This is a genomic window from Pseudomonas oryzagri (assembly GCF_020831405.1).
Taxonomy (GTDB): Bacteria; Pseudomonadota; Gammaproteobacteria; order Pseudomonadales; family Pseudomonadaceae; genus Geopseudomonas; species Geopseudomonas oryzagri.
The window spans coordinates 1-14361 of record NZ_JAJHPU010000043.1; the positions used below are offsets into that span (position 1 = coordinate 1).

20 protein-coding genes are annotated in these 14361 nt (G+C 69.5%); 18 read left to right on the plus strand and 2 right to left on the minus strand.

The genetic code is table 11. From position 1 onward, the window contains the following. The first annotated feature begins 322 nt into the window (after nucleotides 1-322). The 11 genes from nifE to LMJ29_RS16670 all read left to right on the plus strand — a co-directional run bounded on the left by nifE (nucleotide 323) and on the right by LMJ29_RS16670 (nucleotide 7299). Nucleotides 323-1756 (plus strand): nitrogenase iron-molybdenum cofactor biosynthesis protein NifE, encoded by a 1434-nt coding sequence (gene nifE, locus LMJ29_RS16620; RefSeq protein ID WP_229606646.1) that lies wholly within the window; start codon nucleotides 323-325, stop codon nucleotides 1754-1756. A gap of 10 nt (nucleotides 1757-1766) precedes the next feature. After that, nucleotides 1767-3143, plus strand: a complete 1377-nt coding sequence (nifN, locus tag LMJ29_RS16625; protein ID WP_229606647.1) for a nitrogenase iron-molybdenum cofactor biosynthesis protein NifN — start codon at nucleotides 1767-1769, stop codon at nucleotides 3141-3143. Nucleotides 3144-3146: 3 nt separating this feature from the next. After that, nucleotides 3147-3623, plus strand: coding sequence for a NifB/NifX family molybdenum-iron cluster-binding protein (locus LMJ29_RS16630; RefSeq protein WP_229606648.1), 477 nt, complete (start codon nucleotides 3147-3149; stop codon nucleotides 3621-3623). A 32-nt stretch (nucleotides 3624-3655) separates the two neighbouring features. Continuing rightward, on the plus strand, nucleotides 3656-4138 hold the full coding sequence (locus LMJ29_RS16635; RefSeq protein ID WP_229606649.1) for a NifX-associated nitrogen fixation protein: 483 nt from the start codon (nucleotides 3656-3658) through the stop codon (nucleotides 4136-4138). Between the two features lie 13 nt (nucleotides 4139-4151). Further along, entirely contained in the window at nucleotides 4152-4361 is a 210-nt protein-coding gene (locus tag LMJ29_RS16640) for a CCE_0567 family metalloprotein (protein ID WP_229606650.1), read from the plus strand. Between the two features lie 255 nt (nucleotides 4362-4616). Next, the gene (gene fdxB, locus LMJ29_RS16645) at nucleotides 4617-4916 is read left to right on the plus strand and encodes a ferredoxin III, nif-specific (protein ID WP_229606651.1); all 300 of its coding nucleotides are present in this window, start codon (nucleotides 4617-4619) and stop codon (nucleotides 4914-4916) included. A gap of 11 nt (nucleotides 4917-4927) precedes the next feature. Continuing rightward, nucleotides 4928-5251 carry a 2Fe-2S ferredoxin gene (locus tag LMJ29_RS16650; protein WP_229606652.1) on the plus strand — a complete coding sequence of 108 codons (324 nt, stop codon included), beginning with the start codon at nucleotides 4928-4930 and terminating at the stop codon, nucleotides 5249-5251. Between the two features lie 5 nt (nucleotides 5252-5256). Beyond that, on the plus strand, nucleotides 5257-5757 hold the full coding sequence (locus LMJ29_RS16655) for a hypothetical protein (protein WP_229606653.1): 501 nt from the start codon (nucleotides 5257-5259) through the stop codon (nucleotides 5755-5757). Next, nucleotides 5757-6131 (plus strand): hypothetical protein, encoded by a 375-nt coding sequence (locus LMJ29_RS16660; RefSeq protein ID WP_229606654.1) that lies wholly within the window; start codon nucleotides 5757-5759, stop codon nucleotides 6129-6131. Before LMJ29_RS16655 ends, LMJ29_RS16660 begins: the two co-directional genes overlap by 1 nt. Next, nucleotides 6128-6877 carry a DUF364 domain-containing protein gene (locus tag LMJ29_RS16665; RefSeq protein ID WP_229606655.1) on the plus strand — a complete coding sequence of 250 codons (750 nt, stop codon included), beginning with the start codon at nucleotides 6128-6130 and terminating at the stop codon, nucleotides 6875-6877. The genes LMJ29_RS16660 and LMJ29_RS16665 overlap by 4 nt, the downstream gene beginning before the upstream one ends. After that, nucleotides 6874-7299, plus strand: coding sequence for a hypothetical protein (locus LMJ29_RS16670; protein ID WP_229606656.1), 426 nt, complete (start codon nucleotides 6874-6876; stop codon nucleotides 7297-7299). The genes LMJ29_RS16665 and LMJ29_RS16670 overlap by 4 nt, the downstream gene beginning before the upstream one ends. A 227-nt stretch (nucleotides 7300-7526) precedes the next feature. Here LMJ29_RS16670 and LMJ29_RS16675 read toward each other — a convergent pair whose 3' ends face one another. Together LMJ29_RS16675 and LMJ29_RS16680 are read right to left on the minus strand one after the other, a co-directional pair. Then, complete coding sequence (locus tag LMJ29_RS16675; protein WP_229606657.1) at nucleotides 7527-7745, minus strand: Nif11-like leader peptide family natural product precursor; 219 nt, start codon at nucleotides 7743-7745, stop codon at nucleotides 7527-7529. A gap of 310 nt (nucleotides 7746-8055) precedes the next feature. Next, the gene (locus tag LMJ29_RS16680; protein ID WP_229606658.1) at nucleotides 8056-8448 is read right to left on the minus strand and encodes a hypothetical protein; all 393 of its coding nucleotides are present in this window, start codon (nucleotides 8446-8448) and stop codon (nucleotides 8056-8058) included. A gap of 457 nt (nucleotides 8449-8905) precedes the next feature. Here LMJ29_RS16680 and LMJ29_RS16685 point away from each other — a divergent pair, with 457 nt between their 5' ends. The 7 genes from LMJ29_RS16685 (at nucleotide 8906) to nifW (ending at nucleotide 14351) form a co-directional block, all read left to right on the plus strand. Continuing rightward, on the plus strand, nucleotides 8906-9229 hold the full coding sequence (locus LMJ29_RS16685; RefSeq protein ID WP_229606659.1) for a HesB/IscA family protein: 324 nt from the start codon (nucleotides 8906-8908) through the stop codon (nucleotides 9227-9229). 62 nt (nucleotides 9230-9291) lie between these two features. Continuing rightward, the gene (nifU, locus tag LMJ29_RS16690) at nucleotides 9292-10254 is read left to right on the plus strand and encodes a Fe-S cluster assembly protein NifU (RefSeq protein ID WP_229606660.1); all 963 of its coding nucleotides are present in this window, start codon (nucleotides 9292-9294) and stop codon (nucleotides 10252-10254) included. Nucleotide 10255: 1 nt separating this feature from the next. Further along, complete coding sequence (gene nifS, locus LMJ29_RS16695; protein WP_229606661.1) at nucleotides 10256-11461, plus strand: cysteine desulfurase NifS; 1206 nt, start codon at nucleotides 10256-10258, stop codon at nucleotides 11459-11461. 52 nt (nucleotides 11462-11513) lie between these two features. Continuing rightward, entirely contained in the window at nucleotides 11514-12665 is a 1152-nt protein-coding gene (gene nifV / locus LMJ29_RS16700) for a homocitrate synthase (protein ID WP_229606662.1), read from the plus strand. After that, a complete protein-coding gene (gene cysE / locus LMJ29_RS16705; RefSeq protein WP_229606663.1) occupies nucleotides 12662-13453 on the plus strand; it encodes a serine O-acetyltransferase in 792 nt (263 codons plus the stop codon). The genes nifV and cysE overlap by 4 nt, the downstream gene beginning before the upstream one ends. Nucleotides 13454-13467: 14 nt before the next feature. Continuing rightward, nucleotides 13468-14007, plus strand: a complete 540-nt coding sequence (locus tag LMJ29_RS16710; protein ID WP_229606664.1) for a hypothetical protein — start codon at nucleotides 13468-13470, stop codon at nucleotides 14005-14007. Next, nucleotides 14004-14351, plus strand: coding sequence for a nitrogenase-stabilizing/protective protein NifW (gene nifW / locus LMJ29_RS16715; protein WP_229606665.1), 348 nt, complete (start codon nucleotides 14004-14006; stop codon nucleotides 14349-14351). The genes LMJ29_RS16710 and nifW overlap by 4 nt, the downstream gene beginning before the upstream one ends. Nucleotides 14352-14361 lie beyond the last annotated feature (10 nt).

A 14361-nucleotide genomic window follows, 5' to 3' on the forward strand; every position in this document is an offset into this window, starting at 1 on the left:
GAGCGCTCTGCGTGGGAGCTCCTCACTGGACGCTCCGCGTCCGCTTCTGTGACGCAGAGCGTCACAGGCTGCGTTCCCACGCAGAGCGTGGGAACGATCAAAAGGCCGGCTGGCGTGAATGCAGCCCCTTTGTCATCACCTTGTGAGGCTGTAGGACAACCACCTCATGTCACGCCTGGCGCTTTGTCGCAAACCCGACACCCCGACAGCTTTGCGACAACCCACACTCCTATAAATCCGTTTTAAATCAATAGGTTGTCCTCTGGTACAGCGCTTGCAACACCCCCGTCACAGCCTAGCGACGCACCCACGGGGGTAAGCGATGAAAGCCAAGGACATTGCCGAGCTGCTCGACGAGCCCGCCTGCGAGCACAACAAGAAGGAGAAGTCCGGCTGCGCCAAGCCCAAGCCGGGCGCCACCGACGGTGGCTGTGCCTTCGACGGTGCGCAGATCGCGCTGTTGCCGATCGCCGATGTGGCGCACATTGTCCACGGGCCGATCGCCTGTGCCGGCAGTTCCTGGGACAACCGCGGCACCCGCTCCAGCGGCCCGGACCTGTACCGCATCGGCATGACCACCGACCTCACCGAGCAGGACGTGATCATGGGCCGCGCCGAGAAGCGCCTGTTCCATGCCATCCGCCAGGCGGTGGAGAGCTACGCGCCGCCGGCGGTGTTCGTCTACAACACCTGCGTGCCGGCGCTGATCGGCGACGACATCGACGCCATCTGCAAGGCCGCCAGCGAGCACTTCAATACCCCGGTGGTACCGGTCGACTCGGCCGGCTTCTACGGCACCAAGAACCTCGGCAATCGCATCGCCGGCGACGCCATGATCAAGCACGTGATCGGCAGCCGCCAGCCCGACCCGCTGCCGGCGGGCAGCGAGCGGCCCGGCATCCGCGTCCACGACGTCAACCTGATCGGCGAATACAACATCGCCGGCGAGTTCTGGCACGTGCTGCCGCTGCTCGACGAGCTGGGCATCCGCGTGCTCTGCACCCTGTCCGGCGACGCGCGCTTCCGCGAGGTGCAGACCATGCACGCCGCCGAGGTGAACATGATGGTCTGCTCCAAGGCCATGCTCAACGTCGCGCGCAAGCTGCAGGAGCGCTTCGGCACGCCCTGGTTCGAGGGCAGCTTCTACGGCATCACCGACACCTCGCAGGCGCTGCGCGACTTCGCCCGGCTGATCGGCGACGCCGACCTGTCCGCGCGCACCGAGGCGCTGATCGAGCGCGAGGAGGCGCGCATCCGCGCTGCGCTGGAGCCCTGGCGGGCGCGGCTGGAGGGCAAGCGCGTGCTGCTCTACACCGGCGGGGTGAAGTCCTGGTCGGTGATCTCCTGCCTGCAGGACCTGGGCATGAAGGTGGTCGCCACCGGCACCAAGAAGTCCACCGAGGAGGACAAGGCGCGCATCCGCGAGCTGATGGGCGACGACGTCAAGATGCTCGACGAGGGCAACCCGCGCGCGCTGCTCAAGACGGTGGAGGAGTACCGGGCCGACATCCTGATCGCCGGCGGCCGCAACATGTACACCGCGCTCAAGGCGCGCATCCCGTTCCTCGACATCAACCAGGAGCGCGAATTCGGCTACGCCGGCTACGAGGGCATGCTCGAGCTGGTCCGCCAGCTGTGCCTGACCCTGGAAAGCCCGGTGTGGGAGGCGGTACGCCGCCCCGCGCCGTGGGGCAACGTCGGCGGCGCGCCGCTGGGCGCCCCGCTGTCCGCCCCGGCCCTGGCCGCCGGCGCCTGAGGAGACCGTCATGGCCGAGATCATCAATCGCAAGAAGGCCCTGGCGGTCAGCCCGCTGAAGGCCAGCCAGACCATGGGCGGCGCCCTGGCCATCTTGGGCCTCGCGCGCAGCATGCCGTTGCTGCACGGCTCGGCCGGCTGCACGGCGTTCGCCAAGGTGTTCTTCGTCCGCCACTTCCGCGAGCCGGTGCCGCTGCAGACCACCGCCATGGACCAGGTCAGCTCGGTGATGGGCGCCGACGACAACATCGTCGAGGCGCTGAAGACCATCTGCGAGAAGCAGAACCCGGCGGTGATCGGCCTGCTCAGCACGGCCCTGGCCGAGACCCAGGGCTGCGACCTCAACAGCGCGCTGCACCAGTTCCGCCGCGAGCATCCCGAGTTCAAGGACGTCGCCGTAGTGGCGGCCAACACCCCGGACTTTTCCGGCAGCTTCGAGAGCGGCTTCGCCGCCACGGTCAAGGCCATCGTCGAGACCCTGGTGCCCGAGCGCCGCGACCAGGTCGGCCAGCGTCCGCGTCAGGTCAACGTGCTGTGCTCGGCCAACCTGACCCCGGGCGACCTGGAGTTCGTCGCCGAGAGCATCGAGAGCTTCGGCCTGCGTCCGCTGCTGATCCCCGACCTGTCCGGCTCGCTGGACGGCCACCTCGACGACGCCGCCTTCAACCCGCTGACCACCGGCGGGCTGACCGTCGCCGAGCTGGCCAGCGCGGGGCAGAGCATCGCCACCCTGGTGGTCGGGCAGAGCCTCGCCGCCGCCGCCGACGCGCTGGCCGCGCGCACCGGGGTGCCGGAGCGACGCTTCGGCCTGCTGCTCGGCCTCGACGCAGTAGATGAATGGCTGCTGGCGCTGGCCGAGATCAGCGGCAACCCGGTGCCCGAGCGCTGGCAGAAGCAGCGTCGCCAGCTGCAGGACGCCATGCTCGACACCCACTTCATGCTCGGCGACGCGCGGATGGCCATCGCCGCCGATCCCGACCTGCTGCTCGGCTTCGACCGCCTGCTGCGCGGCATGGGCGCGCGCACCGTGGCCGCGGTGGTGCCGGCGCGCTCCCCGGCGCTGGCCGAGTCGCCGCTGGCCTGCGTACAGGTCGGCGACCTCGAGGACCTGGAGCAGGCCGCGCGCGCCGGCGGCGCCCAGCTGATCCTCGGCAACAGCCACGCGCTGGCCAGCGCCGAGCGTCTCGATGTGCCGCTGCTGCGCATGGGTTTCCCGCAGTACGACCTGCTCGGCGGCTTCCAGCGCTGCTGGTCCGGCTACCGGGCGACCGCCCAGGCGCTGTTCGACCTCGCCAACCTGCTGGTCGGCCACCACCAGGGCATCGCGCCGTACCACTCGATCTACGCGCAGAAGCCGGCCGGCGAACAGCCGCAGAGGAGGCACTGAGCCATGGCCACTCCGACCCGGCAACTCGCGGTGCTCGACGGCGACGACGACGGCACCCTGCTGCAGGTGGCGTTCGCCTCCTCTGACCGGCAGACGGTCGACCAGCACTTCGGCTCGTCGCGCTCCTTCGCCATCTACGGCGTCAATCCCGAAAGCGCCCGCTTGCTCCGGGTCATCGAGTTCGGCGATCTGGAGCAGGACGGCAACGAGGACAAGCTGGTCGGCAAGCTCGCCCTGCTCGAAGGCTGCATCGCCGTGTACTGCCGCGCCTGCGGCGCCTCGGCGGTGCGCCAGCTGCTGGCCATCGGCGTGCAGCCGGTCAAGGTCGCCGAGGCGGCGCGCATCGACGAGCTGCTCGACAGCCTGCAGGCCGAGCTGCGCGAAGGCCCGTCGGCCTGGCTGGCCAAGGCCATCCAGCGCAGCCACGGCGGCGACCAGCAGCGCTTCGCGGCGATGGCCGCCGAGGCCTGGGACGAGTAGCGCCCACCCCCTTATCCAGCGAGGAATGCCCCATGTTCGAAGTCGAGGAACAACCAGCGGTGGTGCAGGACGGCGACGCCGCCCTCAGCCATCCGATCGTCAAGCAGATGGTGGTGCAGCTGCGCGCCATGGACAGCTACGGCACCTACGACACCTGGAGCGATGCCCGCGTGCTCGATCCGCTGGTGCTCACCAAGGAGCGCCGCAAGGCCATCCCGGTGGTCGGCGATCCGGACGAGACCACCATCTCGCGCATCAAGGCCTACTACAACGCCATCGCCCAGCTGGTCGAGGCGCAGACCGGGCTGCTCGCCGTGCCGGTGATCAACCTGACCCACGAGGGCTTCGGTCGCGCGCTGATCCTGGTCGGCAAGCTGGTCGCCCTGGACAAGACCCTGCGCGACGTCCACCGCTTCGGCTTCGACTCGCTCGAGGCGCTGGCCGGCGAGGCGCAGAAGCAGGTCGACAAGGCGAGCGCGCTGATCGCCGAGCACCGCGTGGTCGCCGAACTCTGAGTTGGAGGCATCGATGAGCGAAGACGAGATCAAGGCCCTCAAGAAGGACGTCAGCCAGAAGAAGCGTATCGCCACCGAATGGGCGTCGCAGATCCACGACCTGGTCGAGGATCGCCTGCTGACCGACTACCAGACGCTGCCCGAGCTCGCCCGCCAGACCCACCAGGCCTGCCTGGACTGGGCCGAGGCCAAGGCGCGCCTGGAGGCGACCGGCGCCGAGTGATCCGCTCGGTTGCCAGTGGGTTCGCCCGCACCCCGGTGCGGGCGGGCAGGGGGTCACGAGCCCCCTGCCGCTGACCCGGGCTCGGCCCGAACCTTGCGCCGCCTCATGGCGGCATCCGCCGCGTGCCGCCCACCCGGCGGCGCGACCCCGACCGCGGGTCGGGACGTTTAACCCTGAGCAGAGCGGACTTCGAGCCGCCTTTTCGACAACCGTAGGCCTGCGCCACCGCAGTGAGTGGCGCGCAGGAGATCAAACATGGCTGAGGCAATGATTACCGGGCGTACCCGGGGTGGCGCGGACTGGACTCCGGAATTCGTTACCGCCCTCGATGCCCTCAAGTGCATCGGTTGTGGCCGTTGCTACAAGGTCTGTCCGCGCGACGTGTTCACCCTGGCCGATCGCGCCGACGTGGTCGGCGAAGACGACGACATGTTCGACGAGGACGACGAGATGAAGGTGATGGTCATCCAGGACGGCATGGACTGCATCGGCTGCAAGGCCTGCGCCGCCGTGTGTCCCAAGCAGTGCCACAGCCACGCAGCCGCCGCGGCTTGAGGAGCGAGATCATGGCCAAGCCCGAGTTCCATATCTTCGTCTGTGCCCAGCGCCGTCCCGACGGCCATCCGCGCGGCAGCTGCGGCGCCAAGGGCGGCGAGGCGCTGTACAACGCCTTCGCCCAGGTGCTGATCCAGAAGAACCTGATCAATCGCATCGCGCTGACCAACACCTCCTGCCTCGGCCCCTGCCAGGCCGGCGCCAACGTGCTGATCTACCCGGGCTCGATCATGTACAGCTGGGTCGAGCCGCAGGAGGCGGCGCTGATCGTCGAGCAGCACCTGCTCGGCGGCGAGCCCTACGCCGACAAGCTCACCCCCGCGGAAATCTGGTAAGCGCCATGGCCGAGGTGCTGCTGTTCGCCCCCGAGCGTGCGTTCTTCTCCGACGGCACGCCGCAGAAACTGCGCGATCTACTCAACCTCGCCCTGTGCGCGGCGACCCCCGACGGCGTCGAGTCGCTGCTGCTGGAGGCGCGCCGGCGCTGGCCCCAGGAGCCCGACGCGCATATCGGTCTGTACAAGTTCTACTTCGTCAGCCGCCGCTACGCCGAGGCCGAAGCCGCGGTGTGGCTGGCGCTGCGCGAGGCGGCGCAGGCGGCCGGCTTCGACCGCAACTACCGGCGCCTGCATGCCGCCAGCGCCGACTGGGCGCAGCGTCGGGGCGCCGTGCGTCTGTACCTGTTCAGCCTCAAGGCGCTCGGCGTGATCCGCCTGCGCCGCGGCCGGGTGGCGCAGGCGCAGAGCGTGCTGGAGAAGCTCTTGGAGCTCGATCCGGTCGACGAGATCGGCGGCGGCGCGTTCCTGCACATCGCCCGCTCGTTCAGCGAGGAGGCGGCCTGATGAGCGTCGCCCTGGAGCAGCGCCTGCTGGAAGTCGAGCCGCTGCTGGCGGAGATCTGGCAGGCGCTGGCCGCCTGCCTGGCGCAGGCCGGCGTCGCGCAGCCGCTGGCGGTGGCCGGCACGCCGGGCAGCCGCAGCGAACTGCGCGAGGACCCCTTCGACCACAGCCAGGCGCTGTACGCCGAGTGGCGCACGCCGGGTGGCGCCCTGCAGGGCAGCGTGCTGGTCAACGGCGACGGCCAGGCCTTCGCCGAGTTCGACGTTCTGCTGCCGCACCCGCGCAAGCCGGCCTGGGTGATCGAGGCGGTCACCGCCTGGGGCCGTGGCGGCGCGCTGAAAAGCGAGCTGCGCCTGTTGCCGGCGCTCGAATCATGAACGCCGTCTACGACTGGCTGCTGGCCAGCGCGCCGGGCGATGCGCAGGTCGAGCGGCTGTGCCTGGGCCTCAACTGGACGGTCGCCCAGGTGGCCGGCCACTGTGGTTTCGCCTTCAGCCCCAAGCAGGTGCCGCGCACCCTGAGCTGGGCCGGCACCCTCGCCGGGCGGCCGAGCGGCGAGCTGCGCCCGTGGCTGCTGTCGTGGAACGCCGCCGAGGCGGCCGTCGGCCTTGCCGTGCTCAACGCCACGATCAACGGCGACTCCGCCTGCCTGCGCGAAGCCATGCCGCTGCGCGCCGAGGTGCCGGGCCATCTGCGGGTGTTCGCCCATTTCCGCCCGCAGCTGGAAGGCCGGCGGGTGGCGGTGATCGGCCACTATCCGGGCCTCGACCAGCTGTGGGCGGATCTGCCCTACCAGTGTCTGGAACGCAACCCGCAGGATGGCGATTTGCCCGACAGCGCCGCCGAGTTCCTCCTGCCGCAGGCCGACTGGGTGTTCGTCACCGCCAGCAGCCTGGCCAACAAGACCCTGCCGCGCCTCCTGGAGCTGTCGCGCCAGGCGCGGGTGGTGCTGATGGGGCCGAGCCTGCCGTGGCTGGAGGGCTGGGGCGAGTTCGGCGTCGACTACCTGGCCGGGGTGCGCGTGCTGGACGGTGCCGCCGCGCAGCAGGTGGCCGCCGAGGGTGGCGGCACCCGGCTGTTCGCCGGTCCCGTGGAGTACGCGCTGTTGGCCCTGAATCCATGATCGATCAGCAACAGGCCTACGGTCTGCCCTGGCGCATGCTGGTGTGCCACAAGCACCCGGTCAGCGCGCGCCTGCACTTCCTGATTCCCGAGGGCGGCGTGGTGCTGCCGCAGGCGCTGCCGCGCCTGGCGGTGATCGCCGCCGACGACGCCGAGTTGCCGCTGCAGAGCCATCCGGCCAGCGCGCTGCGCCATCTGCAGCAGCTGCTCGGCATCGACCGCGCCCTCGAACTGGTCAGCGACTTCCGCCTGCACCTGGAGGTGCCCGGCCTGCTGCTGCCGGTCTATCTGGCCGCGCTCGCCGGCTACGAGCTGTGCCCGCCGCCGCCCGGCACGCGCTGGATCGAGCTGCCGCAGAGCATCGGCATGCCCTGGCTGGACCGCGAGCTGCTGCGCCGGGTCTACGAGGTGCTGCTGGGTTAGCCGCTGGCTTCAGGCCACCGCTACAGGAAGAAGCGACCGGGCGCCGGCGTGAATGGTCGCCGCTGGCTGGCGATCCCGGAAACTGGCCGGTGCTTTCATGGGCGAGCCGGCGCGCACAGGCGCGGGCTTCGAGCGGGGCAGGGCGGGGAAGGCCGGGACGCCCGGCGCGTTCGGCAGGCGGCGCGGCCGCCGATGCCGGGCAGCCCCGGCTCCGGCGGCCGGTGGGCTCAGGCGCGCAGCAGCGCCTTGACCAGCTTGGCGGACAGCTGGTCCTCGGTGAACTGCGGCTCGTTCGGCGGATACAGGGCATCCTCGATGATGACGAAGCCGGACTCCTTGGCCAGGCCGATCATCTCGCGCACTTTTTCGCAGGCTTTGAGTTTCTCGCCCAGCGCCGGGTCGCTCTTGGCCTGGTCCGAGAAGGCTTTGATTTCCTTGGTGGACATGCTGCTCTCTCTATCACGATTGGCTGAAGGCAAGGCCGGCGGGCCGGGAGCGTCGGTCGCTGCTCTGCGTGCTTCGAGCGCCGCGAACGGCACCCAGGGGAGGGGGGAGGCCGCGCAGGGGTTGGCACCCGACCGACGACCCTGGCCCGCCGGGCCTTGGTCGAGGCTTGTGTTGCAACCCGGATGCCAGGAGCGATTCCTTTCAAATCAATGACTTGCGAAATCAGCCTTGTGGCATTGGCGCCAATCGTACAGGCCGCCTGTGCGGCAATCGCGACAGCCGGCGCCGGTCCTGGACGTGCTGCGACGCTTAGCGCGGCATGCTCGGACTGAAGCTGTAGAAGGCGCGCCCCTCGCAGTGCTCGTCGGTGAGCACGATGCGGTGGATCAGCCAGCGCCCGTCGTCCAGCAGCCAGGCGACCAGCGATTCGCCGTACAGGGTGCCGACGTAGAACTCCTCGTCGTCGTCGCTGCGCAGTTCGGCGATGCGGTAGTGGTGGGCGTAGTAGCAGGCGACCTGGCGGGCGTCGTAGCCGAAGCAGCGTTCGGCCTCCAGTTCCTGGTCGCGATGCACCTCGAAGCGCTGCGGCGCCACCACCGCCCCCTGCCATTCCGCCGGCAGGCGCTCGCGCCAGTGCTGGCGCATCGCCGGTTGGCGTTGCCGGCGGTCTGCGCCGTACTTGTATGGCTTGCTCGATAACATCTGCGTTTCTCCTCCGCGCGTGCTGCCGTGGCCAGCCGTTCGGCTTCCTGAAAACGGCGCCTGGCCGTCTCTCGCCCACCCGCCGCTGGGTGGTCGTTCGTTATATAGACAAAGCAATAACGATGCCGGGCTCGGCGCGCGGCGCTTGGCGGGCCGCTCGCCAGTCCTGCCGCAGAGTGCTGCGCGCCGCGTGGCGCCTGGCGCGCCAGAGCGTCGGTGAGTATGGCGCAGATCCGACATTCGGCCCGTTTTGGTGCGCCCCTGCGGGCTTTGTGTTTGTCGCAAAGCCCACAAGGCCGCGTCTGGCGGTCTGCTTCATGACAGCCGCAGCCATCCGCCGATTCTTTTCAACGGGTTGATTTGAAAGGGTTTTTTGTCGGCTAAACGGCTGGCATCGGCCTTGCACCAGCTCCTGCAACGGTTGGCCAAGCAACCGCACAACCGAGGAGACAAGCCGATGATCATCATGACCGAGAGCGCGAAAAGCGCCGTGACCCGCTTCATCAGCAGCACCGACAAGCCGGTGGCCGGCTTGCGCATCCGCGTCGAGGGCGGCGGCTGCTCCGGACTCAAGTACAGCCTCAAGCTGGAGGAAGCCGGCGCCGACGGCGACCAGGCCGTCGACTGCGACGGCATCACCCTGCTGGTCGACGAAACCAGCGCGCCGCTGCTCCAGGGGGTGACCGTGGACTTCGTGGAAAGCATGGAAGGCAGCGGCTTCACCTTCGTCAATCCGAACGCCAGCAGCAGCTGCGGCTGCGGCAAATCCTTCGCCTGCTAAGTCATCGAATCGAAGTCGCCGGCGACGACCGGCGATCCAGGAATCACCGGAGATCAGCCGTCATGTGGGATTACTCGGAAAAGGTCAAAGAACACTTCTACAACCCGAAGAACGCCGGCGCGGTGGCCGAGGCCAACGCCATCGGCGACGTCGGCTCGCTGAGCTGCGGCGACGCCCTGCGCCTGACCCTCAAGGTCGATCCGGCCACCGACGTCATCCTCGACGCCGGCTTCCAGACCTTCGGTTGCGGCTCGGCCATCGCCTCCAGCTCGGCGCTCACCGAGATGATCAAGGGCCTGACCGTCGATGAGGCGCTGAAGATCAGCAACCAGGACATCGCCGACTTCCTCGACGGCCTGCCGCCGGAAAAGATGCACTGCTCGGTGATGGGCCGCGAGGCGCTGCAGGCCGCGGTGGCCAACTACCGGGGCGAGGAGCTGGAAGACGACCACGAGGAAGGCGCGCTGATCTGCAAGTGCTTCGCCATCGACGAGGTGATGGTGCGCGAGACCATCCGCGCCAACAACCTGTCGAGCGTCGAGGACGTCACCAACTACACCAAGGCCGGCGGCGGCTGCTCGGCCTGCCACGAAGGCATCGAGCGGGTGCTCACCGAGGAGCTGGCGGCGCGCGGCGAGGTGTTCGTCGCCGCGCCGACCAAGGCCAAGGGCAAGTCGAAGTCCGGCCTGGTCAACCTCAACGCCCCGGCCCCCGCGCCGGCCGCGCCCGCTCCGGCCGAGGCCGCGCCGGCGCCGAAGATGACCAACCTGCAGCGCATCCGCCGCATCGAAATGGTCCTGGAGTCGATCCGTCCCACCCTGCAGCGCGACCACGGCGACGTCGAGCTGCTCGAGGTCGACGGCAAGAACGTCTACGTCAAGCTGACCGGCGCCTGCACCGGCTGCCAGATGGCCAGCATGACCCTCTCCGGCATCCAGCAGCGGCTGATCGAGGAGCTCGGCGAGTTCGTCAAGGTGATCCCAGTCAGCGCCGCCGCTGCCGCCCACGCCCAGCTGGAGGTGTGACATGGCCGACGTCTATCTCGACAACAACGCCACCACCCGCGTCGACGAGGAAGTCGTGCAGGCCATGCTGCCGTTCTTCACCGAGCAGTTCGGCAACCCCTCGTCGCTGCACAGCTTCGGCAACCAGGTGGGCATGGCGCTGAAGAAGGCCCGGCAGAGCGTGCAGAAGCTGCTCGGCGCCGAGCACGACTCGGAAATCGTCTTCACCTCCTGCGGCACCGAGGCCGACTCCACGGCGATCCTCTCGGCGCTCAAGGCGCAACCCGAGCGCAAGACCATCATCACCACGGTGGTCGAGCACCCGGCGATCCTCAGCCTGTGCGACTACCTGGCCAGCGAGGGCTACACCGTGCACAAGCTGGCGGTGGACAAGAAGGGCCGCCTGGATCTCGACCATTACGCCAGCCTGCTGAGCGACGACGTGGCCATCGTCTCGGTGATGTGGGCCAACAACGAGACCGGCACGCTGTTCCCGGTGCTGGAGATGGCGCAGATGGCCGACGACGCCGGCATCATGTTCCACACCGACGCGGTGCAGGCGGTCGGCAAGGTGCCGATGAACCTGCAGGACAGCGCCATCCACATGCTCTCGGTGTCCGGCCATAAGCTGCACGCGCCCAAGGGCATCGGCGTGCTCTACCTGCGCCGCGGCACCCGCTTCCGCCCGCTGCTGCGCGGCGGCCACCAGGAGCGCGGGCGGCGTGCCGGCACCGAGAACGCCGCCTCCATCGTCGGCCTGGGTGTCGCCGCCGAGCGCGCGCTGGCCTTCATGGAGCACGAGAACACCGAGGTCAAGCGCCTGCGCGACAAGCTGGAAGCCGGCGTCCTCGCCGCCGTGCCCTACGCCTTCGTCACCGGCGACCCGGACAACCGCCTGCCCAACACCGCCAACATCGCCTTCGAGTACATCGAGGGCGAGGCGATCCTGCTGCTGCTCAACAAGGTCGGCATCGCCGCCTCCAGCGGCTCGGCCTGCACCTCGGGCTCGCTCGAACCCTCCCACGTGATGCGCGCGATGGACATTCCTTACACCGCCGCCCACGGCACGGTGCGCTTCTCGCTGTCGCGCTACACGACGGAGGAGGAGGTCGACCGGGTGATCGCCGCGGTGCCGCCGATCGTCGCCCAGCTGCGCAAGCTGTCGCCGTACTGGAGCGGCAACGGCCCGGTGGAGGCCGACAAGGCCTTCGCCCCGGTGTACGCCTGAACCGGCGCGGCCCGCGCGGGCCGCGCCATCCCTCTCTTGGTCGGAGTCAGCCATGGCCCGCGTGATCATCGACGACACCACCCTGCGCGACGGCGAGCAGAGCGCCGGCGTGGCCTTCACCCCCGAGGAGAAGCTGGCCATCGCCCGCGCCCTGGCCGAGCTGGGCGTGCCCGAGCTGGAGATCGGCATTCCCAGCATGGGCGAGGAGGAGCGCGAGGTGATGCGCGCCATCGCCGGCCTCCAGCTGCCGGCGCGGCTGCTCGCCTGGTGCCGGCTGTGCGATCTGGATCTGGCCGCCGCGCGCGCCAGCGGGGTGGGCATGGTCGACCTGTCGCTGCCGGTCTCCGACCTGATGCTCCAGCACAAGCTCGGCCGCGACCGTAGTTGGGCGCTGGCCGAGGTGGCGCGCCTGGTCGGCGATGCGCGCCAGGCGGGCCTCGAGGTATGCCTGGGCTGCGAGGACGCCTCGCGCGCCGACATGGACTTCGTGGTGCGCGTCGCCGCCGTGGCCCAGGCCGCCGGCGCGCGCCGGCTGCGCTTCGCCGACACGGTGGGGATCATGGAGCCGTTCGGCATGCTCGAGCGCTTCCGTTTCCTGCGCGAGCGGGTCGATCTGGAACTGGAAGTGCACGCCCACGACGACTTCGGCCTGGCCACCGCCAACACCATCGCCGCGGTGCTGGGCGGCGCCACCCATCTCAACACCACGGTCAACGGTCTCGGCGAGCGCGCCGGCAACGCTGCGCTGGAGGAGTGCGTGGTGGCGCTCAAGCACCTCTACGCCATCGACACCGGCATCGACACCCGCGGCATCCCCGCGATCTCCGCGCTGGTCGAGCAGGCCTCCGGACGCCAGGTGGCCTGGCAGAAGAGCGTGGTCGGCGCCGGGGTATTCACCCACGAGGCGGGTATCCACGTCGATGGCCTGCTCAAGCATCGGCGCAACTACGAAGGCCTCAACCCGGACGTGCTGGGCCGCAGCCACAGCCTGGTGCTCGGCAAGCACTCCGGCGCGCACATGGTGCGCACCCGCTACCGCGAGCTGGGCATCGAGCTGGACGACTGGCAGTGCCAGGCGCTGCTCGGCCGCATCCGCGCCTTCTCCACCCATACCAAGCGCAGCCCGCAGGCCGTCGAGCTGGAGGACTTCTACCGCCAGCTCGACGCGGCGACCGGCGGACTGGCCGCAGGAGCCCTGGCATGAGCCTGTTCAGCGAGTGGCGCGACGATATCCGCTGCGTGTTCCAGCGCGATCCGGCCGCGCGCACCACCTTCGAAGTGCTCACCACCTACCCGGGCGTGCACGCGATCATGCTCTACCGGCTGAGCAACCGCCTGTGGCGCTCCGGCTGGCGCTATCCGGCGCGCCTGCTGTCGTTCGTCGCCCGCCTGGTCAGCAACGTCGACATCCATCCCGGCGCCACCATCGGCGCGCGCTTCTTCATCGACCACGGCGCCTGCGTGGTGATCGGCGAGACCGCCGAGATCGGCCAGGACGTGACCCTCTACCACGGCGTCACCTTGGGCGGCACCAGCTGGCGCAAGGGCAAGCGCCATCCGACCCTGGGCGACGGCGTGCTGGTCGGCGCCGGGGCGAAGATCCTCGGCCCGATCATGGTCGGCAGCCAGGCGCGGGTCGGCGCCAACTCGGTGGTGGTGCAGGACGTGCCGGAGGGCTGCACGGTGGTCGGCATCCCCGGCAAGGTGGTCAAGCTGCGCGAGGCCGGCCAGCTCAACCCCTACGGCTTCGACCTCGACCACCACCTGATCCCCGACCCGGTCGGCAAGGCGATCGCCTGCCTGCTCGAGCGCATCGACGGCCTGGAAAAACGCCTGGAGCAGGGCGGCCTGGTCGCCGCCGGCAGCCAGCAGCAGTTCTACCAGGGCTGCTCGCCGGACAACGCGATCTGCGAGAGCGACTGCGCCGGCGGCGCCATCGCCATCGGCCAGGGCGCCGCTCGCCGTCGCCCGGCCGCCAGCCGCAGCGAATAGCCGGGGGGCGCACCATGGATCTGCAGGATTTCAACGGCGACGGGCTGTACTTCGACGATCCGGCAGACCCGCAGGTGCACGCCTGGCTGGCCGCCGCCGCCGAGCAGTACGCCGAGGGCACCGCCGAGCAGCCGCTGCTCGCCGCCCAGGCGCTGGCGCCGGACGACCTCACCGTGCTGGTCGGCCTCTACCGCTTCTACTACTACCAGCACCGCTACGCCGACGCGCTGGCCATCGCCGAGCGGGTGATGGCGGTGGTCGGCCCGCGCCTCGCGCTGCCGGCGCACTGGCGGCAGATCGACCCGGCTGCCCTCGCCGCCGCCGCCGAGCGCGGCATCGGCCTGCTGCGCTTCTACCTGCTGGCGCTCAAGGGCGCCGGCTACCTGAGCCTGCGCCTGGGCCGCTTCGAGCAGGGCAAGGCGATGCTCGCCAAGGTGGTCGAGCTGGACGACGGCAACCGCCTGGGCGCCCGCCTGCTGCTGGAAGTGCTGGCCGAGCACGACGCCGAAATCATTCCCTTCCCCCTTGCGGCCACCGCGGAGACACGACCATGAGCGTTCAACCCTATTCGCCGGATTCCGACCTGAGCCTCGACGAGTCGCTCGAGGAGCTGGTGTCGGCCGAGGACTTCCTCGAGTTCTTCGCCATCCCCTTCGACCAGAAGGTCGTCCACGTCAACCGCCTGCACATCATGCAGCGCTACCACGACTACCTGGCCAAGGCGGGCGACCTCGAAACGCTGGCCGACGAGGCGCGCGCCGCGGTGTACCGCCAGCTGCTGGGGCGCGCCTACCAGGACTTCGTCGAGTCCGACGCGCAGACCGAGAAGGTGTTCAAGGTGTTCCACATGCACGAGCCGCAGACCACCTTCGTGTCCATCGACCAGTTGCTGAGCTGAGCAGGGGAGA

Coding starts and splice junctions, on each gene's coding strand:
- LMJ29_RS16650 (WP_229606652.1), top strand. CDS start 4,928: ATGGCCAAGCCCGAGTTCCATATCTTCGTCTGTGCCCAGCGCCGTCCC.
- cysE (WP_229606663.1), top strand. CDS start 12,662: ATGAGCCTGTTCAGCGAGTGGCGCGACGATATCCGCTGCGTGTTCCAG.
- LMJ29_RS16670 (WP_229606656.1), top strand. CDS start 6,874: ATGATCGATCAGCAACAGGCCTACGGTCTGCCCTGGCGCATGCTGGTG.
- LMJ29_RS16675 (WP_229606657.1), bottom strand. CDS start 7,745: ATGTCCACCAAGGAAATCAAAGCCTTCTCGGACCAGGCCAAGAGCGAC.
- LMJ29_RS16710 (WP_229606664.1), top strand. CDS start 13,468: ATGGATCTGCAGGATTTCAACGGCGACGGGCTGTACTTCGACGATCCG.
- nifE (WP_229606646.1), top strand. CDS start 323: ATGAAAGCCAAGGACATTGCCGAGCTGCTCGACGAGCCCGCCTGCGAG.
- nifU (WP_229606660.1), top strand. CDS start 9,292: ATGTGGGATTACTCGGAAAAGGTCAAAGAACACTTCTACAACCCGAAG.
- LMJ29_RS16635 (WP_229606649.1), top strand. CDS start 3,656: ATGTTCGAAGTCGAGGAACAACCAGCGGTGGTGCAGGACGGCGACGCC.
- nifN (WP_229606647.1), top strand. CDS start 1,767: ATGGCCGAGATCATCAATCGCAAGAAGGCCCTGGCGGTCAGCCCGCTG.
- LMJ29_RS16680 (WP_229606658.1), bottom strand. CDS start 8,448: ATGTTATCGAGCAAGCCATACAAGTACGGCGCAGACCGCCGGCAACGC.
- LMJ29_RS16655 (WP_229606653.1), top strand. CDS start 5,257: ATGGCCGAGGTGCTGCTGTTCGCCCCCGAGCGTGCGTTCTTCTCCGAC.
- nifV (WP_229606662.1), top strand. CDS start 11,514: ATGGCCCGCGTGATCATCGACGACACCACCCTGCGCGACGGCGAGCAG.
- fdxB (WP_229606651.1), top strand. CDS start 4,617: ATGGCTGAGGCAATGATTACCGGGCGTACCCGGGGTGGCGCGGACTGG.
- LMJ29_RS16640 (WP_229606650.1), top strand. CDS start 4,152: ATGAGCGAAGACGAGATCAAGGCCCTCAAGAAGGACGTCAGCCAGAAG.
- nifS (WP_229606661.1), top strand. CDS start 10,256: ATGGCCGACGTCTATCTCGACAACAACGCCACCACCCGCGTCGACGAG.
- LMJ29_RS16685 (WP_229606659.1), top strand. CDS start 8,906: ATGATCATCATGACCGAGAGCGCGAAAAGCGCCGTGACCCGCTTCATC.
- LMJ29_RS16660 (WP_229606654.1), top strand. CDS start 5,757: ATGAGCGTCGCCCTGGAGCAGCGCCTGCTGGAAGTCGAGCCGCTGCTG.
- LMJ29_RS16665 (WP_229606655.1), top strand. CDS start 6,128: ATGAACGCCGTCTACGACTGGCTGCTGGCCAGCGCGCCGGGCGATGCG.
- LMJ29_RS16630 (WP_229606648.1), top strand. CDS start 3,147: ATGGCCACTCCGACCCGGCAACTCGCGGTGCTCGACGGCGACGACGAC.
- nifW (WP_229606665.1), top strand. CDS start 14,004: ATGAGCGTTCAACCCTATTCGCCGGATTCCGACCTGAGCCTCGACGAG.